Origin of the sequence: Paenibacillus hunanensis, from assembly GCF_034055775.1 — a bacterium.
GTDB lineage: Bacteria > Bacillota > Bacilli > Paenibacillales > Paenibacillaceae > Saccharibacillus > Saccharibacillus hunanensis.
The window spans coordinates 2,296,322-2,322,161 of the sequence record NZ_CP139194.1; the positions used below are offsets into that span (position 1 = coordinate 2,296,322).

Annotated in this window: 28 protein-coding genes; 27 read left to right on the forward strand and 1 reads right to left on the reverse strand. The window is 47.9% G+C overall.

All coding sequences use genetic code 11. The annotated features are described in order from the left end of the window. Positions 1 to 2 precede the first annotated feature (2 nt). From trpD to SK066_RS09455, 17 genes are all read left to right on the forward strand, one after another. Positions 3 to 1,043 carry an anthranilate phosphoribosyltransferase gene (gene trpD / locus SK066_RS09375; RefSeq protein WP_250345326.1) on the forward strand — a complete coding sequence of 347 codons (1,041 nt, stop codon included), beginning with the start codon at positions 3 to 5 and terminating at the stop codon, positions 1,041 to 1,043. Continuing rightward, positions 1,033 to 1,857, forward strand: a complete 825-nt coding sequence (trpC, locus tag SK066_RS09380; protein ID WP_320544456.1) for an indole-3-glycerol phosphate synthase TrpC — start codon at positions 1,033 to 1,035, stop codon at positions 1,855 to 1,857. The genes trpD and trpC overlap by 11 nt, the downstream gene beginning before the upstream one ends. Before the next feature lie 115 nt (positions 1,858 to 1,972). After that, a complete protein-coding gene (locus SK066_RS09385; protein WP_320544838.1) occupies positions 1,973 to 2,644 on the forward strand; it encodes a phosphoribosylanthranilate isomerase in 672 nt (223 codons plus the stop codon). Next, entirely contained in the window at positions 2,644 to 3,840 is a 1,197-nt protein-coding gene (gene trpB / locus SK066_RS09390) for a tryptophan synthase subunit beta (RefSeq protein ID WP_320544457.1), read from the forward strand. The genes SK066_RS09385 and trpB overlap by 1 nt, the downstream gene beginning before the upstream one ends. Before the next feature lie 26 nt (positions 3,841 to 3,866). After that, the gene (gene trpA / locus SK066_RS09395) at positions 3,867 to 4,670 is read left to right on the forward strand and encodes a tryptophan synthase subunit alpha (protein WP_188775613.1); all 804 of its coding nucleotides are present in this window, start codon (positions 3,867 to 3,869) and stop codon (positions 4,668 to 4,670) included. Between the two features lie 276 nt (positions 4,671 to 4,946). Further along, positions 4,947 to 6,044, forward strand: a complete 1,098-nt coding sequence (hisC, locus tag SK066_RS09400; protein WP_320544458.1) for a histidinol-phosphate transaminase — start codon at positions 4,947 to 4,949, stop codon at positions 6,042 to 6,044. A 45-nt stretch (positions 6,045 to 6,089) separates the two neighbouring features. After that, positions 6,090 to 6,284, forward strand: coding sequence for a hypothetical protein (locus SK066_RS09405; protein WP_320544459.1), 195 nt, complete (start codon positions 6,090 to 6,092; stop codon positions 6,282 to 6,284). 137 nt (positions 6,285 to 6,421) lie between these two features. Then, positions 6,422 to 7,528: a prephenate dehydrogenase gene (locus SK066_RS09410; protein WP_188775307.1), complete on the forward strand. Its 1,107-nt coding sequence runs from the start codon at positions 6,422 to 6,424 to the stop codon at positions 7,526 to 7,528. A gap of 572 nt (positions 7,529 to 8,100) precedes the next feature. After that, on the forward strand, positions 8,101 to 8,619 hold the full coding sequence (locus tag SK066_RS09415; protein WP_320544460.1) for a sigma-70 family RNA polymerase sigma factor: 519 nt from the start codon (positions 8,101 to 8,103) through the stop codon (positions 8,617 to 8,619). Further along, positions 8,616 to 9,479, forward strand: coding sequence for a DUF4179 domain-containing protein (locus SK066_RS09420; RefSeq protein WP_320544461.1), 864 nt, complete (start codon positions 8,616 to 8,618; stop codon positions 9,477 to 9,479). Before SK066_RS09415 ends, SK066_RS09420 begins: the two co-directional genes overlap by 4 nt. A gap of 864 nt (positions 9,480 to 10,343) precedes the next feature. Further along, on the forward strand, positions 10,344 to 10,472 hold the full coding sequence (locus tag SK066_RS09425) for a hypothetical protein (RefSeq protein WP_320544462.1): 129 nt from the start codon (positions 10,344 to 10,346) through the stop codon (positions 10,470 to 10,472). 100 nt (positions 10,473 to 10,572) lie between these two features. Beyond that, positions 10,573 to 11,169: an RNA polymerase sigma factor gene (locus SK066_RS09430; RefSeq protein WP_188775420.1), complete on the forward strand. Its 597-nt coding sequence runs from the start codon at positions 10,573 to 10,575 to the stop codon at positions 11,167 to 11,169. Then, positions 11,166 to 11,792, forward strand: coding sequence for an anti-sigma factor family protein (locus SK066_RS09435; RefSeq protein WP_320544463.1), 627 nt, complete (start codon positions 11,166 to 11,168; stop codon positions 11,790 to 11,792). The genes SK066_RS09430 and SK066_RS09435 overlap by 4 nt, the downstream gene beginning before the upstream one ends. A gap of 260 nt (positions 11,793 to 12,052) precedes the next feature. After that, a complete protein-coding gene (locus tag SK066_RS09440) occupies positions 12,053 to 12,628 on the forward strand; it encodes a histidine phosphatase family protein (protein WP_320544464.1) in 576 nt (191 codons plus the stop codon). Positions 12,629 to 12,887: 259 nt separating this feature from the next. Then, positions 12,888 to 13,394 (forward strand): gamma carbonic anhydrase family protein, encoded by a 507-nt coding sequence (locus SK066_RS09445; RefSeq protein WP_188775426.1) that lies wholly within the window; start codon positions 12,888 to 12,890, stop codon positions 13,392 to 13,394. A 22-nt stretch (positions 13,395 to 13,416) separates the two neighbouring features. Further along, on the forward strand, positions 13,417 to 13,656 hold the full coding sequence (locus SK066_RS09450; RefSeq protein ID WP_188775428.1) for an IDEAL domain-containing protein: 240 nt from the start codon (positions 13,417 to 13,419) through the stop codon (positions 13,654 to 13,656). 209 nt (positions 13,657 to 13,865) lie between these two features. Further along, entirely contained in the window at positions 13,866 to 14,498 is a 633-nt protein-coding gene (locus SK066_RS09455; RefSeq protein WP_320544465.1) for a DUF1405 domain-containing protein, read from the forward strand. Positions 14,499 to 15,293: 795 nt separating this feature from the next. On the opposite strand, the gene SK066_RS09460 is transcribed toward SK066_RS09455, so the two are convergent. Further along, positions 15,294 to 16,169: a YitT family protein gene (locus SK066_RS09460; RefSeq protein ID WP_250345336.1), complete on the reverse strand. Its 876-nt coding sequence runs from the start codon at positions 16,167 to 16,169 to the stop codon at positions 15,294 to 15,296. A 340-nt stretch (positions 16,170 to 16,509) separates the two neighbouring features. Between SK066_RS09460 and SK066_RS09465 the strand changes: the two genes are divergently transcribed. From SK066_RS09465 to panD, 10 genes are all read left to right on the forward strand, one after another. Then, positions 16,510 to 16,878 (forward strand): nucleotide pyrophosphohydrolase, encoded by a 369-nt coding sequence (locus SK066_RS09465; RefSeq protein ID WP_320544466.1) that lies wholly within the window; start codon positions 16,510 to 16,512, stop codon positions 16,876 to 16,878. A 1-nt stretch (position 16,879) separates the two neighbouring features. Further along, a complete protein-coding gene (gene dapB, locus SK066_RS09470) occupies positions 16,880 to 17,683 on the forward strand; it encodes a 4-hydroxy-tetrahydrodipicolinate reductase (RefSeq protein ID WP_188775438.1) in 804 nt (267 codons plus the stop codon). A 49-nt stretch (positions 17,684 to 17,732) separates the two neighbouring features. After that, positions 17,733 to 18,161 (forward strand): methylglyoxal synthase, encoded by a 429-nt coding sequence (locus SK066_RS09475; protein ID WP_188775440.1) that lies wholly within the window; start codon positions 17,733 to 17,735, stop codon positions 18,159 to 18,161. Next, a complete protein-coding gene (bshB1, locus tag SK066_RS09480) occupies positions 18,158 to 18,856 on the forward strand; it encodes a bacillithiol biosynthesis deacetylase BshB1 (RefSeq protein WP_320544467.1) in 699 nt (232 codons plus the stop codon). The genes SK066_RS09475 and bshB1 overlap by 4 nt, the downstream gene beginning before the upstream one ends. A gap of 243 nt (positions 18,857 to 19,099) precedes the next feature. Next, on the forward strand, positions 19,100 to 20,260 hold the full coding sequence (bshA, locus tag SK066_RS09485; protein ID WP_188775443.1) for an N-acetyl-alpha-D-glucosaminyl L-malate synthase BshA: 1,161 nt from the start codon (positions 19,100 to 19,102) through the stop codon (positions 20,258 to 20,260). 8 nt (positions 20,261 to 20,268) lie between these two features. After that, positions 20,269 to 21,600, forward strand: a complete 1,332-nt coding sequence (locus SK066_RS09490; protein WP_320544468.1) for a CCA tRNA nucleotidyltransferase — start codon at positions 20,269 to 20,271, stop codon at positions 21,598 to 21,600. Next, a complete protein-coding gene (locus SK066_RS09495; RefSeq protein WP_320544469.1) occupies positions 21,593 to 22,564 on the forward strand; it encodes a biotin--[acetyl-CoA-carboxylase] ligase in 972 nt (323 codons plus the stop codon). Before SK066_RS09490 ends, SK066_RS09495 begins: the two co-directional genes overlap by 8 nt. A gap of 862 nt (positions 22,565 to 23,426) precedes the next feature. Further along, complete coding sequence (panB, locus tag SK066_RS09500) at positions 23,427 to 24,299, forward strand: 3-methyl-2-oxobutanoate hydroxymethyltransferase (RefSeq protein WP_320544470.1); 873 nt, start codon at positions 23,427 to 23,429, stop codon at positions 24,297 to 24,299. Then, a complete protein-coding gene (gene panC / locus SK066_RS09505; RefSeq protein WP_320544471.1) occupies positions 24,296 to 25,210 on the forward strand; it encodes a pantoate--beta-alanine ligase in 915 nt (304 codons plus the stop codon). Before panB ends, panC begins: the two co-directional genes overlap by 4 nt. Before the next feature lie 196 nt (positions 25,211 to 25,406). Continuing rightward, positions 25,407 to 25,790 carry an aspartate 1-decarboxylase gene (gene panD / locus SK066_RS09510; RefSeq protein ID WP_188775448.1) on the forward strand — a complete coding sequence of 128 codons (384 nt, stop codon included), beginning with the start codon at positions 25,407 to 25,409 and terminating at the stop codon, positions 25,788 to 25,790. Positions 25,791 to 25,840 lie beyond the last annotated feature (50 nt).

The window sequence follows — 25,840 nt, forward strand, 5'->3', positions numbered from 1 at the left end:
GTATGCACACAGCGGAAACGATACAACAGGCGATTATGAATGTGATCGAGGGTAAACATCTGACGCGGGAGCAGTCTTATGAGGTGATGAGCGCGATTATGAATGGTGAAGCTACACCATCGCAAATCGGCGGTCTGCTCACATCCCTGCGCATGAAGGGAGAGACGGTGGAGGAAATCACTGGTTTTGCGGAAGCGATGCGCAGCAGTGGTGGACGTGTTCCGGTGATGTCAGCAGGCTTGCTGGATACATGCGGAACAGGTGGATCGGGTATTCACAAATTCAATATTTCCACCGTGTCAGCGATCATTGCAGCCTCTGTATCGGTTCGTGTCGCAAAGCATGGCAATCGTTCCGCTTCTGGTAAAGCAGGTAGCGCGGATGTATTGGAGGCGCTGGGTGTGAATATCGGACTGAATGCCGTACAGGCAGCAAGCTGTCTGAACGAGATCGGCATCTGCTTCCTGTTCGCTCAGGTGTTCCATCCTTCGATGAAGCATGCGGCGGCTACCCGTCGTGAGCTGGGTGTACGCACTGTATTTAATATGCTAGGCCCACTGACTAATCCAGCTGGTGCAGACCGACAATTGATTGGGCTGTATGATGGCAGTAAAATTGAAACTGTAGCACATACTTTAAAGCTGCTTGGTCTGGAGCGCGCTATGGTGGTAGCCAGTCAGGATGGATTGGATGAGATTAGCATCGCTGCACCAACACGCATCGCCGAGCTGCGAGATGGCGAGGTGCATACGTATGAAGTGACGCCGCAGGATTTTGGTTTGAGCAGTCATCCATTGGAGCATATGCTGGGCGGCAACGCAGAGGAAAATGCATCGATCATCCGTCGTGTGCTTCAAGGCGAAAGGGGAGCATATCGTGATGTAGTGCTTGCCAATAGTGCAGCGTGCATTTATCTGGCAGGCAAAGCAAATAGTCTGGCGGAAGGTGCTGCGATTGCGGCACAGGCGATTGATTCGGGAGCAGCAGCGAATAAGCTGCAACAATTAATTCAAACTACGGAGGCATTCAGCTATGTATCTTGATCGTATTGTAGTTACCAAGAAGCAGGAAGTTGAACAGTTGACCCAGAGCTTGTCTATCGCTGAGGCAGAGCGTACCATCGCAACCATGCCGGCAACACGCGGTTTCCGCGATGCGCTAACCAAGCGTGCTAATCGACGTGTTGGTCTGATCGCCGAGGTGAAAAAGGCATCTCCATCCAAAGGTCTGATTCGTCCAGATTTCCATCCCGTGACGATTGCCCAGGCATATGAACAGGCAGGAGCGGACTGTATTTCCATCCTGACAGATGTACAATATTTCCAGGGCAATAATTCGTATTTGACTGATATTCGAGCAGCTGTGAATTTGCCGCTATTACGTAAAGACTTCATTATCGATGAGCACCAGATTTATGAAGCACGTCTGATCGGTGCGGATGCGATTTTGCTGATTGCAGCGATCCTCACACCAGAGCAAATTGATCGTTATATCAAGACGGCCGTATCGCTTGGACTGGATATTCTGATCGAGGTGCATGATCAGGCGGAGCTGGAAACCGTGCTTTCTATCGAAGGCAGTGTGGAGCATGGCTTGATCGGTGTAAACAACCGTGATCTGAAAACATTCGAAACTTCGCTGTCAACAACAGCCGAACTGATTCGTCTATTGCCAGCTGGTGTACCATTAATCAGTGAAAGTGGGATTATGTCACCGGATGATATTCGCTATGTGTCTGATGCAGGTGCAGCAGGCGTGCTTGTAGGCGAATACTTTATGCGACAGCCTGATATTGCGTCAGCCGTACACACATTGATGGCTCCTGCCAACCGTGAAGCAGGCGCTTCTCATGAATGAAAATGGAACCTCTCTCAACGAACAGCACGTAACAGGGGGCTCTGGCATTACGCCAGAGCCGTCTGCTCTAAAGATAAAAATCTGTGGACTTCAAGACGTTGAAGTGCTAAAATCTATGATACCATTACCGATTGATTACATCGGATTTGTATTTGCACGAAGCAAGCGACAGATTGATCGTCAGCGTGCAGCAGAGCTACTGGATGTACTGAAGCAATGGCACGGACAGGCACCTCAAAGTGTCGGTGTATTCGTGAATCCAACGCTGGAGGAGTTACTGCATATTATCGAAGCAGCACCGCTGGATGTGATTCAGCTGCATGGTAACGAGACCCCTGCATTTTGCCAGGAGGTACGTGAGAAGCTACAGGTTAAAGTAATCAAAGTCATCTCTATTCAAGCTAAAGATAATCCTAAGGCAGCACAATCTACATCAACTGCTAAAATAACACAAGTAAACAATGAGCCTGATGTGTATGAGATTGCAGCTGCAAAGCTAGCGCCATATGAAGGTACCGTAGATGCCTTTTTACTGGACACACATGATCCGCTCTATGGCGGCGGCTCAGGTAAAACCTTTGCCTGGGATGGCATTGCACCGTATCACCGCTGGACAGCAGCGCATGGTATTCCATTACTTGTTGCAGGCGGTTTATCACCTGATAATGTAAATGAGCTAGTCGAAGGCTATCCGCTGGAAGGCATTGATGTATCCAGTGGTGTCGAAACTGACGGAGTGAAGGATATCGATAAAATCAAACGGTTTGTGGAAAGGGCGAGAGCATAATGAAAATACTACCTGATGCAAAAGGAAGATTTGGCGATTTTGGTGGACGTTATGTACCGGAAACGCTGATGAATGCACTGATCGAGCTTGAGGATGCCTATCGCCAGTATGCTGAGGATCCGGAATTTCAAGAAGAACTGAATTATCTACTAAAAGAATACTCTGGCCGCGAGACACCGCTCTACTATGCAGAGCGACTCACCGAACAGCTTGGCGGTCCTAAAATATATTTAAAACGTGAAGACCTGAACCATACAGGTGCACACAAAATTAACAATGCCATCGGTCAGGGACTGCTTGCCAAGCGTACTGGCAAGCAAAAGGTCATTGCCGAAACGGGTGCAGGTCAGCACGGCGTTGCGACTGCAACCGTAGCTGCACTGCTTGGGCTTGAATGTAAAGTATTCATGGGAGAAGAGGATATCAAGCGTCAGCAGCTGAACGTATTCCGCATGAATATGCTGGGTGCTGAGGTTGTGCCTGTTACATCCGGTACACGTACACTCAAGGATGCGGGTAATGAAGCGCTTCGCTACTGGGTGAGTAATGTGGATGACACATTCTACATTCTCGGTTCAGCTGTAGGGCCGCATCCATATCCGATGATGGTGCGTAACTTCCAGCGTATTATCGGTGACGAGACACGACGCCAGATTTTAGAAAAGGAAAATCGTCTGCCGCATACGGTTGTGGCTGCGATTGGTGGCGGTAGTAATGCGATCGGTATGTTCTATCCATTTATCGGTGACGAAGCCGTTCGTCTGATCGGTGTCGAGGCAGCTGGACGCGGTATTGATACACCGCTACATGCGGCAACGATGAGTCTCGGTACAAAGGGTGTATTCCAGGGCTCGATGAGTTATCTGCTACAGGATGAATTTGGTCAGGTGCAGGAGGCGCATTCGATCTCCGCAGGTCTGGATTATCCGGGCGTTGGACCAGAGCATTCGTATCTCAAAGATATCGAGCGTGCCCAGTACGTACCGATTACAGATCAGGAGGCGATCGACGCGCTCAAGCTGCTCTGTCGCACCGAAGGCATCATTCCAGCACTGGAATCCGCTCATGCGATTGCGCATACGGTGAAGCTAGCAAAAGAAATGACACCGGATCAACTGCTCATCGTTTGCCTTTCCGGTCGTGGTGATAAGGATGTCGAATCGATCATGAGATATGAACAGGAGGGATCGCTGTGAGCGTAACCGGACAAAGTCAAAACCGCATGGATGTTACCTTCGCAACGTTGAAGGAAAAAGGCGAAACTGCACTGATTCCATTCCTGACCGTTGGCGATCCTGATCCACAAACGACCGTTGATGTGATTATGGAGCTTGAAGCGGCTGGAGCGAATATTTTGGAGCTTGGTGTACCGTATTCTGATCCGCTAGCTGATGGGCCTGTGATCCAGCGCGCTTCTCAGCGTGCATTGACGCATCGTGTGACGATTGATACTTGTCTCCATGTAGCCAAGCAGGCGCGTGAGCGTGGCTCACAGATGCCGTTTGTACTGTTCACGTATTACAATCCGATTTTGCAATATGGGCTGGATCGCTTTTTTGAAGAGCTACAGCGTAATGATATTAGCGGTATGATCATTCCCGATCTGCCGATTGAGGAATCTGAAGAGATGCGTGCACGCTCACGTGCAGCAGGTGTGAGTCTGGTACCGCTGGTCGCGCCAACGTCTCATGAACGCATCGCTTCTATTTTGAATGGAGCGCAGGGCTTTGTATACTGTGTGTCCTCGCTTGGTGTAACGGGTGAGCGCACGTCCTTCCACTCTAATGTAGAGCAATTTATTAAAAGCGTACAGGCGAGCACCGATCTTCCAGTTGCCGTTGGCTTCGGTATTTCCAGCCATGAGCAGGTGAAGCAGTTCTCTGCATTTTGCGATGGAGTAGTAGTAGGTAGCGCAATTGTGCGCCAGATTGAATCGCAAATTCCACTGCTGACCGATCCAGCGCGCAAGGCAGACGGCTTACAGCAGATTCATCAATTTGTTGCTGATCTAAAAGGAACACGTTGATCGAGGCTACTCACTGGGCGGTGCGATGAACCGTTATTGCTGCCAAAAGTACGATTTGTTAGCCGTGAGATGTATTAGAGCGGCAAATGATATAAACTAAAGCATATACGCTCATCTACATACTTACTCCGTAGCGAGCGGCTGGATTGGATCGACAGGTGCCTTTTACATAAAAGGCGCCTTCCTTACATCCAGAGAATCTGGAGCATAACACATCATCAGGCAAAGTGTTGTTCGTGAAGTTCTGTTCATTAAGTCGATAAGGAGTTGTTCCGATTGAAACCAAAATCACGTATTGTTAATATTCCTGTCTATCAGCCTGGCAAGCCGATTGAAGAAGTGAAACGAGAGTTAGGACTGGAAGACGTCATCAAGCTTGCTTCCAATGAAAATCCATACGGCTCGGCACCATCCGTGCAGCAGGCGATCATGAATGAGCTGTCTCAGCTGTACCTGTATCCAGACGGCGCTGCGGTGGAGCTGACGGCTCAGCTTGCCGACCATATCGGTGTACAGCCGAATCAGATCGTGTTTGGCTGCGGCTCGGATGAGGTCATTGCGCTGATCTCCCGTTCGTTTCTGGAGCCAGGTGATGAGACGATTATGGCAGATCAGACGTTCTCTGTGTATAAAAGCAATGCGGATATTGAAGGAGCAACGGTGGTGGAAGTGCCGCTTCAAGCGGGTAAGCACGATCTACCCGCTATGCTAGCTGCGGTAACGGACAAAACAAAGATTATCTGGGTATGTAATCCGAACAATCCGACGGGAACGATTGTGACCGAAGACGAACTGGTCGCGTTCCTCGATGCTGTTCCATCCGATGTCATGGTCGTACTGGATGAAGCATATTACGAGTATGTGATTGCTGGCGAATATCCACGCAGTGTGGAGCTGTTAGATCGTTATGCGAATATCGTCATTTTGCGTACATTTTCCAAAATTTACGGTCTGGCTGCACTGCGGATTGGCTATGGTGTAGGTAATGCAGACACGATTCGTCTAATCAATCAGGTGCGTGAGCCGTTCAACACATCGCGTATTGCTCAGGCAGCAGCGCGTCAGGCGATTATCGATCAAGACTTCGTGAACGATTGCCGTATCAAAAACCGCGAAGGTATGGATTACCTGATCGCTGCCTTTGATCGCCTTGGTCTGACCCATTTCCCAAGCGAAACGAACTTTATTATGGTGGATACCGGGCATCCGGGTAAGGAGATTTTCGATGCGTTGCTCCAGCGTGGAATTATTATTCGCGCAGGTCATAGCAAATATCCAACCTGGATTCGCGTATCGATCGGTAAGCCAGAGCAAAATGAAGCATTCGTCCAGGCGTTGGAAGAAACATTGCAGGCACGCAAAGCGACCGTATAAAAGAATAACAATAGCAAAAGAAGTGAGGGCGAATCTGAATCATTTTTGGCAAATGGTCTAAAAGTGATTCAGATCGTCGAACTGTACGATACAATTAAGCAGCAAGCAGCAAGCAGCAAGCAGCAAGCAGCAAGCAGCAAGCAGCAAGCAGCAAGCAGCAAGCAGCAAGCAGCAACTGACGATGCATTTTGCGTAATCGAAAATTTCAAGGTACAATACATGGATGGCAGTATAGCGTGATAACGGAAAGCAGGCGGCATCATATCCAGACGCAACAGGGTTGCTGGAAGGAGTGAAGCGTCTGTTTGTCAGTTATTCGCGTTGTGCCGCTTTAACGCAGCAGGAAAGACAATCGATAAAGAATGAGTGGGATACTAATGACGACAAAAATTGCGATTTTCGGCGTAGGGCTTATTGGCGGTTCGCTAGCTCTATGCTTTAAAGGAAAACCGGGACTGCATGTTACCGGATATACGCATCTGCCGGAATTGATACATACCTTTCAGGAAAGGCAGGTCGTTGACCATGCAACCCTGTCGGTAGAAGAGGCTGCGCTGGATGCAGACTTTATTTTTCTCTGTGTACCGGTGAGCTTGCTGAATACGTATTTGGAGCAGCTTAGCCGTTTGCCGCTGAAAAGAGGCTGTGTCATTAGCGATGTGGGTAGCACAAAGGCATCGATCATTGCTTGCGCCGAGCAGCTTCATTTTCAGACGGATGTACATTTTATCGGCGGTCATCCGATGGCTGGCTCCGAGCGCTCAGGTGTAGGTGCAGCATCGGCACTATTATTTGAAAATGCGTACTATGTGCTCACGCCACCAGCGGGCGTGCCAGATCATGCATATGATCGTCTTGCCACACTACTATCTCAGCATACACGAGCGCAAATGGTACGTGTGGAGCCTGTGCTGCACGATGAGATCGTGGGCGCGATCAGTCATCTGCCGCATGTGATCGCTGTAGCACTGGTGAACCAGATTCGTGAATATAATGAGCATAATCCGCTTTACCGTATGCTCGCCGCAGGCGGATTCCGCGATATTACACGGATTGCCTCCAGCGACCCGATTGTATGGCGTGATATTCTGCTCAGTAATCGTCATGTGGTATTGAATTTGCTGAACGATTGGAACAAGGGTGTACAGCAGTTTATCGAGCTATTACAAACGCAGGACGCTCGCGGGATCGAGCAGCAGTTTGAATATGCAGGTGCGTTCCGTGACGAGCTGCCCGAACGCCGTAAAGGCATGATCACCACATTGTATGATCTATATCTCGATGTGCCTGACCATCCTGGTATTATCGGTAAAATTACAACCGAGATCGGTAATCGCGGTATTAACATTAGCAATGTGCAAATTATTGAGAGCCGTGAGGATGTACCAGGCGTGATGCGTTTATCGTTCCGTAATGAGAAGGATATGGAGCAGGCAAAGGCGATGCTGCTGGATAGCGAGTATAGTGTGTTTGCACGGGTATAGGAAGCGAGTAGGTTACGCTGAACCGGTTGCTTGATTATTCTATGTTATGAAAAGATAGCTGGGCTGCAAATATGAGCGATTTGCTCTGTGCGAGGTATACCAGCTAGTTGCAATGATATGCTATAAGATAGCAGCAATCATCTAATGGATGGAAGGGTGCTATCTTTTTCTAGCTACACTTCTCTGCAATTCATCTATATCTAGCGTTCTCAATGTAATCTTGTATGGATAATCAGTTATAGCTCAAAATGCACCTTATTCCTAAAAGCGGACAGGATAATCAGAATCCGCTCTTATGAACAGGTGCATTTTTCTTATACCAGAGGAAGGTACTTTGCTCACGATTCGATCTCGTTTCTTTATAATCGAGGAGTATCACCCAGCTACATATCATTATTTAGCCATCTATGCATCCTCAATCGGATTCAGCTCTACATAAAAAAATGAAAATCCAAGAACTATTTTCTACACAAAACAGTCTAACGATTAGTAACACACTCAAGCGCTTGAGAATGAAGCTTTCATACACCATGTAACGAGGTACTTTTATCCATAAGGGGTGTTCATCGGCAGTGATAGGACGGAAAAAAAGTAAAGCAAAGGAAACGCAATTCACCGAGCAAATGACCAGTATACGTGGCAAGCTATATCGACTCGCCTACTGTTATGTCAAAAATGAACAGGAAGCGCTGGATATCGTATCAGACGCTACGTATAAGGGCTATCTTGCCTTTATGAAGGCAGATACCGTAACCTATTTTGATTCATGGATGTCGCGTATTGTTATCAATACAGCCATCGATTATATGTATCGCAGTAAGCCGATGCTAGTTTTAGAAGATTTTACTCAGGGGCTGGAGGCTCCAGTAGAGAATGTATCGATTGAAGCGAAGATGGATTTATACAATGCACTGGATCGGCTGCGACCGGAGGAGAAGACGTATATTATTTTAAAATATTTTGTCAGTCTGTCTTTTAGAGAAATGGCAGAGGTATTAGCTGTACCTGAAAATACAGTCAAATCCCGATTTTACCGCATTATGCAGCAGCTCAAAGCGTATTTGATCGAAGGGGAGGTGGATTCGATATGATCGGAAAAAAGCATTACGATGATATTCAGATTCCACAGCAGTTAGCTGAGGTGATGGAACAGGCGCAGCAACGAGCAGCACAAGCGCATCAGCAGCGTAAACGCCGCATTCGCTATGTTTCCGTGATTGCCGCTTGTATCGCATTGCTATTCGTCAGTGCCAATATACCGAGCGTTGCGAGAGCGATGTATCCGATTCCTGTACTTGGAAGCATCGTAAAGGTGCTGCAATGGGGAGAAGGTGGAGCGATAACCGATGGAGCTCAAGTTCAAACACAGGTAACCGACGAGGAGCTGCGCATTCAGTTTAGCAATGAGGGTAAAGAGCTGAGTCGTGTACCTGCTTATACAGTAGAGCAGAAGGAAGCACCCCATCGTCTAATTTTTACAATTCAGGGGGCACGCTATCTCGACTTTGGTACAATTCAGCAAGACTTGCAGCAGCTACCTCTCGTGAAAGAGGTCTATCCGGTCATGATTCTGGATGATTCGGCCATTCGCTTTGTCGTAGAGCTGCAAAATGGAGTAGAGCATATGATTACAGAGTACCAGCAGCCCGCATCGCTGCAATTAACGTTGCGAGCCTCGGATACACAGTTACAGCCGCATGAAGTATTCGCTTTGCGCACGGCAGCAATGCCTATGAGTGAAGAAATGGCGATGCTGGAGGAAATGTATCCTCAGGAGGATGTATCTTTTATTAAAATATCTCCAGATGCATTCGTGGCTGTCATTGGCAACTACACAACAGCAGCAGAGGCAGAGCAAAAGCTAGAGCAATTAACAGCGGACGCGACGCATGAGCCAACCTTTTATGTAGATCACTGGATGAGCGATGCCAAGCCAGCAGCGGTAAAATAATCGAATAGATGTAAAGTTTCATCGGGTGGTTGCTGAATCTGTATACTTATCCCATGGAGAACTAAAATACGGATATACGATTTTAATACATTTGGAAGTGGAATCATACGATAGCTTCAAGAAGCCTATTTGCACCTTATCTGTATCTTATCTATACCTAGCTATATCCAAACCCCCATCTGTATAGAAATGGGGGTTTTTGCTCAATCGAAATAACCAAATTGATAAAATAGTAAAAAACTTCAAAAATATTACCTAAAGGGGTTGACGAAATGAAAGCGCATACAGTATACTTTAACTACAGTATGGTTTCTCTCCACTCCTATCCAATAACTAGAGCACCTGAAATAGGGTACTCAGCCGCTAACAAATGTTAGCGGTTTCTTTTTTTGTCTGCAACTTTTTGTAAGGCTTCGTTGTGTTCAGTTAGTGGAGAGATGTAGAGGCTCGTGAAAGATAGGTCATATCGATTTTGTGCTCCGTATTGTTTTATGGTATAAAGGAAAAGTGGCGCAAACTGCTATCTGGCTAAATACGCTACAACACATAGGTGCAATCGTTTTGTACGGTGCTTGTTATACATAATGTTAGGGCGCGCATCTTGTTCTACGTCTACGATTTATGCCGATGAACGATACGGCTGGTGACGTGAATTTGGCAAGATGGTGGGATGAAATGGAAGAATACGGCAACCTTTTGACTTTGCTTTGCGTCTAGAAGTCAGGTATGATGATAAGGTTGTGCGTGAATGCTGACTTGAAACGAAAGCAGCAGATGAGACGGTATCGATGACGTAGGGTACGATTTGAGGCTACTTTACACGGATATGAATACATTTTGACATAGATGAGGGAAGTGAGCTGGATGAGCTCGCTTTCGGTTAGAAGGCGCCTGGGGGAAGGCATCGTTTTGGCTGAATTGAGCATTCGTGCTCGGCTAAAAGGCTGGTGCTCCATTCGCGATGATCTGCTTGAATGGCTGTATATCGCGTAATTTCAATGATTAACCGCAACTTTTGCCGTCCTGTTCAGTATTAATGAATACATAAGGAACGGGAAGATGCGGCGGCAACAACGAGGAGGGTCGCATTTCAATGACAGATTCCCTGATTATTCAGGAAATAAAAAATGGCGATGTAGAGCTATATTCAGAGCTTATGCGTCGTTATCAACGCAAAATTCTGGCATTCATTTATCATATGCTGAAAAGTGCCAATCTGGAAATGATGGCAGAGGATCTTTGTTCGGAAACCTTTTATAAGGCGTACAAAAGCCTGCACTCATTTCGCGAGGTGGATGCATCGTTTTCCACCTGGCTTTACACAATCGCACGTAATACCGTACTAAGCGAGCTTCGTAAGCAAAAAGCCGGTCATGTACCGCTGGAGGAAAGTGGGTATACGCCGGTCGCTCCAAGTACGATGGTGCCAGAGCACGCGGTGCTACGTGGCGAACGTGTACAGATGGTACGTGATGCTATCGATCAGCTGCCGGAAAAGCAGCGTTCTGCTTTGATCCTCCGCGAATATGATCAGCTGGATTATCAGGAAATTGCTGATATCCTCTGTCAGAGTGTAAGCTCCGTCAAATCTCTTTTGTTCCGGGCGAGGGCGAGTGTGAAAACACGGTTAGAGCCGTATTTTCATGATTCGGTCTACGATGAGCCTATTGAAGGGATGAAGGGAAAATGAATTGCAGAGAGGCCGAGTTATTATTCGGAATCTATTGGGATATGAAGCCGGACGACCCGCGTCGTCAGGAACTCCATCAGCATCTCAGCGAGTGCGAGGACTGCGCAGCGGAATTTGCCATCTGGCAGGAAAGTCATGAGCTAATGAAAGCTGAAGCAGCTGCTCTATCGATAGATCCAGAGCTGGAGCTGCGAGCAGAGCAAATGAATCGTAATGTGATGGAGCGTATCTATGCGGAAACACCGTGGGTGTTGCAAAACGGTGCCAAGCGTGGCCCAATCTCTCGCATGTTCCGCCGCCGGATGTCCTTCTGGATTGCGGCAGTAATCGGTATCTTCTTATGCAGTTTTGTTTATTTGACGCTTGATGTATCGAATAGCTTTCATTATGAAGCGGTACAGGAGCCTGTCTCCGGCATTGTGCCGACGGGTGTGGCAACAAGTGATGCAACGACAGTTATACACTCGTCACTGCATTTTGCAGGCTCTCAGCGAGGCTTAATTGATCCGCTCGTCATTCAGATGGACCCGACTCATCCGCAATACTGGATGATCCTATCTGTCGTAGGGATGCTGCTGGCATTGGTGTCACTGCGCTTTCTGGCGCGACCACGGCATCAATAGAGGGTTATTGTGGGCTAATGTGATGGGATATAAATGAGAATATAGATGAATTAATGAATACAATGAAGGAATACAACGGGCAAAAGGATATGCCTGTACGCATCAACCTGATCTGCTGCCTTGCTGCGATAGATCAGGTTGATTTTTTGCATTGTGCTCCTTTATACTGTGGGCTATATGTAGGGAGGGGTCATGCAGGTAATCCATTCCTTTAAATACAATACCCGATTATACATAAAGAAAGGATGACAATACATAAGATGCGAATTGGATTAATCCGACATGGTCTGACCGATTGGAATGCGCTGGGACGCATTCAGGGACATAGCGATATTCCGTTAAATGAAGAAGGAAGACAACAGGCGAGCAAGCTGGCTGAGCGGCTAGCGATCGAGCATATCGAGTGGGATCATATCGTGTCGAGCAGCTTGGAGCGTGCTCACGAGACAGCTCGTGTTATTGCAGAGCGATTGCATATTCCGCTGCTTGAGCCAGATGAGCGACTCAAGGAGCGCGGCTTCGGACAGATTGAGGGCATGACCTGGGAAGAACGTGAAGCAAAATGGGGTGCTGATTGGGAAACTGTAGAGCTTGGACAGGAGCCGCTGGATGTATTACAAGGCCGAGCGATGGATTTTTTGGAAGCGTCCTGGCAGCAGTTTCCGAATCATAATATACTGGTAGTGAGTCACGGTGGCTTGCTGTCCCAGCTGTTCAAGCTACTGATGCAGGAGCGTCATACCGAGCGAGTGGGCAATCTATCACTGACGGTATTAGAGCGTGAAGCTGATGCATGGAATACAGTGCTCTATAACAATAGCGACCATCTACGATAAATACTTTGAAAGATAGCCTAGCTTATGCTAGGCTATTTGGTTATAATTGGAATAAATAGCCCGTTAGTGCCTGCAAATAAGCACCATTGGCTGTTTATCGCTTTATATGTCGTTTCTGACGTTTTTGCTACCTGGTTGGAGAAAGGTCACTCTGTCGTGAAAGATGACAATACTTTTATCGAATCCGCCGCCTTTTTTTACAAAATTGTTGATACGCTTACATGGATTTTGGTTAAAATGCAGATAAGGAGCGGATGACATGTTAATTCCCTACAAAAATCGGATGCCTAGCGTGGAGGAACTGACCTTTATCGCAGAAGGCGCAAAGCTGATCGGTGATGTCAGTATCGGAGCATACAGCAGTGTATGGTTCAATGCCGTACTTCGCGGCGATCTAGCTCCCGTCCAAATCGGACAGCGCTGCAATATTCAGGATCTGGCTGTAGGGCATGTGCATGAGATTCATCCATTACTTATCGAAGATGACGTTTCTGTCGGACACTCGGCTATCGTTCACGGCTGCCGGATCGGCAAGGGTTCGCTGATCGGCATGGGTGCAATCGTGCTGAACGGTGCGAATATCGGAGAATATTCGCTCATCGGTGCAGGCTCCATTGTGACGGAGAACAAAACGATTCCCCCTTATACTCTGGCTCTAGGCTCACCTGCACGTGTCATTCGTGAACTCACGGAGGAAGATTTGCAGCGTATGGCCAAAACAACGCAAAGCTATGTGGATAAAGGAGCAGAGTTCAGAAATCCCTGAATAGCATATGGAGGTGCGCCCTATGTACAAGATGAAGGTAACCTACGAAGTTATGTTGGGTCTGGCTGCAGAAATGGTATGGGATCAAATCCTACGCGAACATCGAATTGAAGAACTACACACACTCATTGACCGGGCGCTTGCCGATCGGGATGAACAGGCCTTTCAGCAATGGACGGACGAATTACGCTCACTAACACCGGCGATCGATACAACATTGCCAGAAGTGGAGCGTTATGAACGCAAATCGCTGTCACACTGATCATCAGCTAAGCATAGCACGGCACATACACATTACATTTTGCATACACAATACATTTCGATAAAAGTCCACCTGTATCCAGGGTGGACTTTTTGCTTGTTTACAGGTGCAGCTTGTACTTTTACAATGGAAAAGATTATTGATTCCAATCCAGCTCACTTTTATTGGAAGAAGAGCTGGATACCCACTAGAGATAAAGGAGACTGGGAATGCCGATTTCTTATTTTTGGAGCAGAGCCTTTCTAACGAACCGCAGGCTGCTATGGCTGCTGCTCATTTGTAATGTGCTAGGTACGATTTATGGATATTACTGGTATGCGCTACAACTGGAATATACACTGCTGCACTGGCCCTCCTGGATGATCGTGTTCGTACCGGATAGCCCAACAGCCAGTCTATTTTTCAGTATAGCGATCGCCTTCCTGTTATTCCCACCACGTAGTCGCTGGCTAAAAGGAATTCGTGCCCTATTCGAAGCACTGGCTGTCGTCACATCCGTCAAATATGGAGTATGGGCAGTAACGATGATCTTCTGGGGAGCAGCACTTGGCGATACGCTCGTATGGCAGGACTGGATGCTAACCGCGTCCCACCTCACGATGGCGATCGAAGCGCTGATCTATGTACGCTTCTTCATCTTCCGACACACGACATTGGTGCTCGCATTAGGCTGGACGCTTCTGAACGACTATATGGATTACAGTCAGGGCATCTACCCATGGCTGACTGAACAACTAGTCATCCGCTTAAACCAGGTACGCAACTTCACCGTATCCTTGACGCTGGCATCCGCACTTGCAGGGGCATGGGCGCTGTGGCAAGCGCGCGATGAGCGCAAGTGAAATAGCTAATGGTGAGCGTTAGTAAAATGAATATGTAGTAATGGATAGCGATATTAAGTGATAAGAACAAAGTATTTCATATTTAAAATGAAGCAGATAAATAGGTTATTCGCGTACGATGTTATAGTATTTCTACAGAATAAATTGTGAAGGAATCATGTTCTGATGTACTCACAAAATTTGCTTCGATTCCACTTGAGGCAAACTGTATTGGATTTTAGTGGATAAAATATATTTTTGAATGGTTTTGATCTGAATTTTGCTTGAGATAAATGTGAACAAGTGTAGATCGGATAAGTTAGCAATAAGTGTGGAAGCATATAGTAATAGATGATATATCTACGAAGTGATTGATATAACATGAATAAATGAATGAAGTGGAGTACAAAGTGTATCTTGAAAGTTCCTGTCACTGATATGTTCAATGGGAAAACTGATACAAACGCACAATATTAGTGCATAAACGAAACAAAATTATGAAGTCACAAGCAGTGAACGTAGACAAGGAAATAAGGGAAAAGGACGACTTTGGAGGGGCGGGAATCTACATTATCTCCCTAATCCATAGATTCCCACCCCTCCACCGGAGTCCGTTCCCTTATTCCTTGTCGGAGTGGATTGAAGCACCTGCATCAATTCAGCATAACCGCTCGAATCAAACACTAATTCATTCCACAAAACCATCTACAAAACCATCTACAAAACTATTAAAAGCCGCTTACAACCAAGCGGCTTTTATCATTCCTCATCCTATACCGAAGTCGCATGCTATGCGCACCTTGACCATTCCGCCCGTCAGTGCGGCTGCTCCTCCCGAAACCCTTCACCATGCACATCATTCACTTCATTAATAATCACAAACGCCCGCGCATCAATCGCCTTCACAATCATATGTACACGGCGAATCTCCTGCCGGGACACTACACAGTAGGCCATCTGCTTCGCCTGCCCTGAATAGGCACCAATCGCCGGAATAAGCGTTACCCCGCGATCCATCTCTTTCATAATCTGTGCCGCGATGATATCCGCATGATCACTAATAATCGTAAAGGCCTTACCTGAATATGCGCCCTCCTGAATAAAATCGATAATCTTCGTCGCAATAAATACCGTCACCAGCGTATACAGCACCAGCTCCTTAGAAATGAAGAAGAGCGATGAGCCAATGATCACAATATCCAATCCCAGCATCACCTGCCCGATGCTCCAGCCAAAGCTACGGTTCAAAATAGTCGCAATAATATCCGAGCCTCCGGTCGTTCCACCGAATCGGAACACGATCCCCAGTCCAAGCCCCAGCGTCACACCAGCATACAGCACAGCCAGAATATAATCATGCTCCGTTTGAAAAGGAGCAATCCAGCCCTGCTTGATCAGCCATTCAAATAGCCACAGGAAGAACGATAACGAGCCGATGCCGACACCTGTATAGATCATTCTGCGCCAGCCGAGCATTTTTAGCCCGATTAAAAATAGCGGAATATTCAATAGCAGTGTCGATAGGGCAGGAGCCAGCCCAAATCCATAATTCAGCAAAATGGTAATCCCGGTTACGCCGCCTTCCATCAGCTTGTTCGGAATAATAAAGTATAGTAAACCAAATGCATAGATAGCGGCACCACATATAATCGGTAAAATAACGCGAAGCTGCTTCCAGAAACGTTGTACCATAAACGAAGACCTCCATAAATGTGATAGCCAGGAATGAGTATGTCATTATGAACAAAAAAGCATTTGTTTTCAAAATCGCTTTAGGATAACATGGTAATGATAACTTGCACGAATGGAAGGATACCGAACAACGCGGGTGCACTTGAATACGCTCAAGTGATCGTATCCATTAGTAGCATGATGACCGCTCCATCCTAACTATAGGAGGAAGTCACGCATTCGGCAATAGGGCAGGAAAAGCCTGCCAGGACAGGGCTGCATATGTATACAGCAATCGCTTTTTTTATGCTGTATAGCGCCCCGAGTCATAGGATGAATTTGGTTGATGGAGGGAATACAGATGACAGAAAAAACGCTGGCAACGATGCAAAAGGAAGTCGATGCGTACATTTCACAATTCAAGGAAGGCTACTTCTCGCCGCTGGCGATGCTGGCACGGATGTCTGAAGAAGTAGGCGAGCTGGCGCGTGAAGTGAATCATTCGTATGGCGAGAAGCCAAAAAAGAATGATGAAGCAGACAATTCGATCGAGCTGGAGCTTGGCGATATTTTGTTTATTACGATCTGTTTTGCGAATTCGCTCGGGATCGATCTGACCGAAGCGCATAACAAGGTTATGCATAAATTTAATACACGAGATAAAGATCGCTGGACGCGGATCGAAGACGATAATACCGATGAATCTGAACAAGCGGGTAAAGGAGAATAACATGAGCGAGCAAATCAAAGTAATTGTAGCAGGGGCTGGCGGACGTATGGGCCGTGAGGTCGTCAAGCTCGTACTTGGCGATGAACAGCTAGAACTAGCAGCAGCGATTGGTCGCTCGGATGCTGGACGTGATGCAGGCGAGCTGGTGGGCATGAAGAATGCAGGCGTTGCGCTTGTGCCGAGTCTGGAGGAAGCGCTCACGTCGGTCAAAGCCGATGTGCTGGTTGACTTTACAACGCCTGAATTTGCCTATGAACACGCGCGTCTTGCTATTCAGCATGGGGTGCGTCCAGTAATGGGAACGACAGGGTATACACCGGAACAGATTGATGAGCTTGATCGTCTATGCAAGGATGCAGGCATCGGTGGCTTGATCGCGCCGAACTTCTCGATTGGTGTAATTCTGATGATGCGCTTTGCCGCTCAGGCTGCCAAGCACTTCCCGCATCTGGAAATTATCGAAACGCACGGTGATCACAAGCTGGATGCCCCTTCTGGTACAGCAGTGAAGACGGCTGAAATGGTACGCGAGGTTCGTGAATCATTTAAACAGGGTAATCCGAATGAAAAAGAAACGATTGCTGGCTCGCGCGGTGGCGAATTTGATGGCTTCCGCATTCACAGTGTTCGTTTACCCGGTGTATTTGCTCAGCAGGAGGTTATTTTCGGTGCCTTTGGACAATCGCTCAAAATTCGCCATGATTCGTATGAGCGTGCAGGCTACATGCCTGGCGTGAAGATCGGTGTACAAAAGGTGATGGAGTACACAGGTATGGTGTACGGCTTCGAGCGCTTTGTAGATTAATATTGGATAGGTGTAAACGATACAGACTATATGATTAGGGGAGATTGCCATGTTCCAGATAGCTTTTGTCGCGCACGACCGCAAAAAAGATGAAATGGTTAATTTTGTGACCGCCTATGAGCATGTATTTCACGGTCATAAATTATATTCGACCGGAACGACCGGACAACGCATTATGGCGCAAACAAAGCTGGATATTCATCGCTTTATGTCTGGCCCGCTCGGTGGTGACCAGCAGATCGGTGCACTTGTAGCGCAAAATGAGCTGGATTTAATCATTTTCCTGCGTGATCCGCTGATGGCACAGCCACACGAGCCGGATATTACTGCATTGCTGCGTATTTGCGATGTGCAGGGGATTCCGGTTGCGACGAACATTGCGACCGCGGAGATTCTCGTCAAAGCACTGGATCGTGGTGATTTTGCCTGGCGTGAGCTTGCACATAAGTACAAGCCAGCCGGAGAGGAATTGAAATGAACGAGAAGCTAGATATCCTCGTCTTCGGTGCTCATGCCGATGATGCGGAGATTGGTATGGCGGGAACGATTATCAAACATACCACTGCCGGCCTTCGGGTCGGCATCTGTGATCTAACCTATGCAGAAATGTCGTCAAATGGCACGGTTGAGCTGCGTAAACAAGAAGCTGCCGCTGCTGCCGATGTGCTCGGTCTGTCCTATCGTAGTAATCTCGGTTTACCCGATCGCGGTCTGGAGCGCAATCCCCAACAGCTGGCAGCGATTACTGCCGAAATTCGCCGCTGTGCGCCACGAATTGTATTTGCGCCTTACTGGGAAGATCGTCATCCTGACCATACATGGTGTAGCCGACTGGTCGAAGAAGCCGTATTCAATGCGAAGCTTCGTCGCTACATGCCAGAGCTGCCACCTGTACAGGTAGAGCAGATCTATTACTATTTTATCAACGACACCGCGCCTGCAAGTGTGCTTGTCGATGTCACTGCTCAATATGAGCGCAAGGTCGATGCCCTATCCTGCTACGCTTCCCAATTCGGTCTGGCACCTGGCAATGACGCTGTGGCTACGCCATTAACGCAGGGCTACGTCGACCGTGTTCGCTACCGCGATGCCATCGCCGGTCAACGCAGCCTGATTCCCTACGCCGAAGGCTTTGTCATCAAAACGCCTTTTGTAGCGGATATGCTGTTATAGGAACGGATAAGCAGCCCCTGCATCCAAATGCAGGATATAAAAAGGCATAGCGGTACCGAGCTGAATAGAGCACACCAGGATACACAGCTTTACTTGCTTCGCTTACTATGTACTCCACACTGATCAAGTATGCGATTATGCTCTACACCAGAATGGTCTAATCACACATAGATGAATTATGAATCACCACAATCTTGAAAAGAATATACCCCATATTTTAAAACTGGAAGGGAGATTGCCCTTATGGACACGATGCTTAAAATAGGCATCACTTGTTATCCTTCACTTGGCGGATCGGGCGTCGTGGCTACCGAACTTGGCAAGCTGCTTGCTGAAAAAGGGCATGAAGTTCACTTTATTTCGCATAGCGTACCTTTTCGCCTGGGAACTTTTCATAAAAATATTTTTTACCACGAAGTTGAAGTCAATGACTATTATGTCTTCAAATATCCGCCGTACGACCTGACCCTTGCGAATAAAATGGCGCAGGTTGCCAAAATGCAGCAGCTGGACGTTCTGCATGTGCACTACGCAGTGCCACACGCCGTTTGTGCATTTCTGGCAAAGCAGATGGTCGGTGAGCATCTGAAAGTAGTTACCACATTGCATGGCACCGATATTACTGTGCTCGCTCAGGATGAATCGCTCAAGGATCTGATTCGACTGGCGATCAATGAAAGTGATGCGGTTACCGCAGTATCACGCGATCTGATTCGTGAGACACGCGAACTGCTTGATATTACACGCGATATTGATCTGACGTATAATTTTGTAGATAAACGGGTCTATTATCCGCGCGAGATTCAGCAGCTTTGCGATGATTTTGGCTTTGGCGATGATCGGATTATTATGCATATTTCCAACTTCCGTCCGGTTAAGCGCGTGGGTGATGTGGTGGAAGCCTTTGCTCGCATTAATAGCGAAGTGCCATCCCGCCTTGTACTGGTTGGAGAAGGCCCGGATTTGCCAAAAATTCAGTGGCGCATTCAAGAGCTTGGCTTGACAGAGCGTGTTCATTTTCTTGGCAAACAGGATGATATTCCGCAGGTAATCTCGATGGCAGATATCTTGATGCTTCCATCAGAAAAGGAAAGCTTCGGTCTGGTTGCGCTGGAAGCGATGGCGTGCGGAGTACCTACGATTGGCTCACGTGCTGGAGGGATTCCAGAGCTGATCGTGCACGGGGAAACCGGCTATCTATCATCGATTGGCGATACCGAGGATATGGCGCAGCATGCGATTCAGCTGCTGACTAATCCAGCGCTGATGGAGCAAATGCGTCAAAATTGTATCACTCGTGCAACAGAGCAATTTAGCAATGATGCGATGATGGAAAAGTATGAACAAATTTACTATCGTGTACTGGGACGGCAAATGCCAACACCCTCCACGGTTCGGGGTTGATCAATGATATGATGCAATGGAATTGGGTGGACGCGCACACGGCGGAACGGGGAATGTCCCTGCTCCGCCGTCTCGCTGACCACGGATATGAAGGTTATTTTGTCGGTGGCTGTGTCCGCGATGAGCTGATGGGTAGACCGATTAATGATATGGATATCGCGACCAATGCAACGCCAGAGCAGGTGCTGGAGCTATTCGAGCATACTGTACCTACGGGTATTGCACACGGTACGATTACCGTTATTGTAGATGGTGAGCATTTTGAAATAACGACTTATCGAACGGAAGGGCAATATGTGGATCATCGTCGCCCGGAGCAAGTTGAGTTTGTTAGCGATCTGTATGAAGATTTGCGCCGCCGTGATTTTACGATGAATGCGATTGCGCGTGGATTGGATGGAGAGTACGTAGATCCATTTCATGGACGTGAAGATTTGCAAAAAGGCATCATTCGCTGTGTCGGTGTACCGGGTGAGCGTTTTGATGAGGATGCGCTACGAATGGTGCGTGGTCTTCGCTTTGCGTCGGTGTTTGATTTTGAGCTGGAATCGGAGACATGGACAGCGCTACTGGAACGACGCGAGCTCATTCGTTATATTGCGACCGAGCGTATTCGCGTGGAAATGGAGAAGATGATCGCTGGGCCACATCCGGTCAAAGGGATTCGTTTGCTACAGCAGAGCGGTCTGGTCGGCTACATGAAGGTTAACGTACCCTGTCCTGCGGCAAGGCCAGAGCTGCTGGAACGCCTGGAGGTTGTAGCAGGCGAACCGTGGTTACTGCGCTGGACGCTGATCATGCTAGCGCTTGGCTGTAATGATGAACAAGCAAGGCAGGCGTTGAAGCAATGGACATTTTCTAATGCGGCAGTAGATCTTGTTGTACGGTTATTGCGTCTGCATCAGCAGCTGTTGACTGTCGATATGCCAACCGCTCAGGATACGAATGACAAGCATGACGTTGTTGCTAGTCAAGAGAAAAGTAACCCTGCACGTCTCACGCTTATCGCTGGTGTGCTGCAATATGGACAGGATACGGCAGAACTGTGGCAACAGCTATACACCGCTTTGCCTGAGCAGGATCATACGCCGACACTGCGTATACTATATGAGCAGGCTCCAGCATGGATAGAAAGTATGCAGGCATACAGTCTGGCTGATCTATGTGTGAATGGTCAGGATGTACTGTCTGCACTGGATACACGCGGTGGCCCGTGGCTCGGTAAGCTCATGCAGCAGATATTGCTAGCTGTAGCGAGTGGTGAGCTGGGCAATGACCGCGATACCATACTGGATTATGCGCGCACGCATGCAGAGACAGGAGGGAAGGCCAATGCGTGATGAACAATTGCTGGAGCTATTAACCGAGCGACCAGGCGAGTACATTTCTGGTGAGGAAATTAGCCGCCGTCTGTCTGTAAGTCGTACCGCTGTCTGGAAGGGCATCAATCGGCTAAAGGAGCAGGGCTATGAGTTCGATTCCGTTACGCGTCGTGGCTATCGCATCGTGCGCTTACCTGATCGGTTTGACGAGGTTTCGTTACGATTACAGCTGGGGAAGCTCACCTCCTGGGGACAGCCACTGCATCTGCTGGATACCATTGGTTCGACACAGGATCTAGCGCGTGAGCTGGCCGAGAAGGGTGCGCCTGAAGGAACACTGGTCATTGCCGAGCAGCAAACGGCTGGACGTGGTCGTCAGGGTCGAGTATTCCATTCGCCTGCTGGACGCGGTGTGTGGATGACACTTGTGCTTCGTCCACAGCAGCCGCTACAGTATACTTCCCAGCTCACATTGCTTGCCGCTGTAGCCATTTGCCGTGCACTGCGGGATGTGAGTGGTCTGGATATCGGCATCAAGTGGCCCAACGATCTGCTGATCGGCAACCGCAAGGTATGTGGTATTCTGGTTGAATCTGCGGCTGAGGATGGTCATGTGCGTTATGCACTGGGTGGATTCGGGATTGATGTGAATGTGGCGCTGGAGGATTTGCCGGAGGAGGTTCGTCCGCTCGCGACCTCACTGCGTATTGAGCGCGGAGAACCCGTCGATCGTACAGCCGTAGTGGTGGCGATACTAAGTGAGCTGGAGACACTATATCATCTATACAATCGCGAAGGCTTTGCTCCAATTGCGGCGCTCTGGGAAGCTTCGGCGCTGGCGATTGGAAAGGTAGTCACGGTCAAAACGCTACAGCATACGATGACCGGTATTGCTCGGGGACTGGGAGAAAACGGTGAATTGCTGTTAGAGCAACCGGACGGCAGTATCACTCCTGTATATTCGGGTGAAGTCGGCTTCTAGGTATAAGTCATGGTATAGCTCTCTAAACATAAACATATTACGTAGGTCGTGTGAAGATGACTAATCGTTAAAAGCAAAGGGCTGCTGTGTAAGTGGGGAGATTGTATTAGACCGCCACGAGCATAGTAGCTTTTTGCGTATTTTGTTTGTGCTTTTTTAGAAGAATTCGGGCATGATTCTAACCAATAGACCATATAAATATTCTACAATTCCGGGCGATTAAATCGGATATGTATACCATTCGTAAATAGCTATATTTTTTATGGCAAAATGAGTGTAATTGCTAGCGTACTCTGTTATACTATGCAGGAAGACGGTATCGGAATGACCGAGCCGTACTTTATCATGTTATATTGGTGTGAGCTGGCAGGTAAGCACCGTTAGACGGAATGCTATATTGCGCCTGGCAGATGACGGAACAGACCACAATTGTGGCTGGCATCAGTAATCTGACCGCAAATGGCACTAGCCCCGATACAGCATACATGCAGCGAAGAGAACGGTATCTTATAGAGCCGGATCATCGATAGCTGCTATGGATGAGTAGAGGTAGAAGGAAGGGTCTGTGACTTTTCTGGCTGAACGGTAGACTTCATCCAATTATGCTGGACAGGCTGGAGTGTGAACTCCATACATCTGGCAAACCTGCTGTATCCCATTATGATTCGTATCCACAACAAGATACGCTGAAGAAGCGAGGTGTTGGCACCATTCAATTCTGCTCTGAGCCGTTACGGGACCGAGACAGGAGAGATGATCGCAAAGTGACTCTTTTTTGGACTCAGGACCTTTTTCGTACGAGACGAAAAGGTTTTTTATTTTGTCCAAAAACAATATTGAATACAAAGGAGCTTGATGTCACATGGCAGCCAAAACGCCGCTGAATATTGTCAAAATGAAGAAAATGAAATCCGAGCGCAATCCGCTCACAATGGTAACCGCATATGATTATCCAACCGCACGTCTGGCTGAAGAGGCTGGAGTGGATATGTTGTTGATTGGAGATTCGCTTGGCAATGTTGTGCTGGGCTATGATTCCACCATTCCGGTTACGGTTGATGATATTGTGTACCATTCCCGTGCTGTGGCACGCGGTGCCCAATCGACCTTTATTGTAGCGGATTTGCCTTTTATGACCTATCACGGAAGTATAGACGAGACACTGCGCACCGTTAAGCGCATTATGCAGGAAGGCCATGCCCATGCCGTGAAGCTGGAGGGTGGCGCTGAGATTGCCGACACCGTTGCTGCGATTACCCGTGCAGGTGTACCTGTACTGGCACATATCGGTCTGACCCCACAATCGGTGCATCAGATTGGTGGCTATCGTATTCAGGGCAAGGATGAGCAGGATGCACAGCGTCTGCTGGACGATGCGAAGGCATTGGAAGCGGCTGGCGCATTTGGCGTCGTGCTGGAGCTAGTGACTGAGGACACCGCTGCACGCATTACGGGCGAGCTATCCATTCCAACGATCGGCATCGGTGCAGGTCGCGGCTGCGACGGTCAGGTACTCGTATTCCATGATGTGGTTCAATATACCGATAATTATCGTGAAAAACGATTTGTAAAAACATACGCCGACATTGGTGCAACCATTCGGACGGCGCTCGAGCAATATGTGAATGAAGTGAAGACACGCGCATTTCCAGCGGAGCAGCATGTGTTTAACCCGGATGAAAAAGCACTGGATTCGCTGTATGGACAACAACGGAAGGTGGAGAATTTATCGTGAAGGTCGTACGTAGCATTGCTGAAGTCAGACAGCAAGTCAAACAGCTTCGCCAGCAACGCAGTCAAGGTGGAGGGGATGCGGTTGTAGGTCTGGTACCAACGATGGGCTTTTTGCATGATGGTCATGCAAGCCTGATGCGCCGTGCTAAGCAAACGAGTGATATTGTCGTGATCAGTATTTTTGTGAACCCAATTCAATTTGGGCCTAATGAAGATTTTGAACGTTATCCGCGTGATGAACAGCGTGATCTGGCGCTGGCAGAGCGTGAAGGTGTAGATATCGTGTTCATGCCAACGGTAGAGGATATGTATCCTGCTCCAACCAAGACCCATGTTACAGTAGCAGAGCTGACCGATACATTATGTGGCGCTTCGCGTCCGGGTCACTTTGACGGTGTATCGACTGTCGTAACCAAGCTGTTCAATATCGTAAAGCCAGATGAAGCCTTTTTCGGAGCGAAGGATGCACAGCAGGTGGCAGTTATTAAGCAAATGGTCATCGACCTGAATATGGATATTAACGTTATAGCTTGTCCGATTGTCCGCGAAGTAGACGGATTGGCACTAAGCTCGCGTAATGTATACCTTTCAGCAGAGGAACGTGAGCAAGCACTCGTGCTATCTCGTTCACTGGAAATGATCAAGCAGCGTGTAATCGAGCAACCGGATCTTACTGCTGGTGACATTCGCAGCATGCTACGCAGTGAGATCGGTACTTCATCGATTGCTGTTATTGATTATGCTGAAATTATGACCTTCCCACAGCTTGAAGCGATGGAGGATCGTACGGTTGTGCGTGATGTAGCAGGGGAAGTAATTGTGGCGCTGGCTGTGAAATTTGGCAAAACACGTCTGATCGATAATGCGATCTTCTCGCCATCCGAGCTGCCTCAAACGGTAGTACATGCCTGAGCGTGATCGATATACAGCATAAATATACTTGCAGTGATCTGATTTAATTAACTCGATTAACTCGTCTTATCGATGGATTTACCCCTACACGCTGGTATAGCTGAGTGGATAAACGAATAGATAGGATAACAGGTGAGTCATAAACGAACAAAAAGTACAACGAATAGATACTATATTGAGAAAGGGGTTGCCCTGCATGTTTAGAACGATGATGAAATCGAAAATTCACCGCGCGACGGTAACCGAAGCTAACCTGAACTACGTAGGCAGTATCACCATCGACGAGGATCTGATGGATGCCGCAGACCTACTGGAAAATGAAAAGGTTCAGATCGTCAACAATAACAATGGCGCTCGTCTGGAAACGTACGTGATTACAGGTCCACGCGGTAGCGGTGTAATTTGCCTGAATGGAGCGGCGGCTCGCCTTGTACAGCCTGGCGATAATGTGATCATTATTTCTTATGCGGTATTGGATAATGCGGAAGCGAAGGAGCATCGTCCTACAGTTGTATTTGTAGACGATGCGAACAAAGCCGTTATGGAAGCACACAAGGAAGTTCACGCAACGATCGTGTAAGATATAGAAGAAAAAGGGAGTGCCAGTTCACCTAACTGGCACTCCCTTTT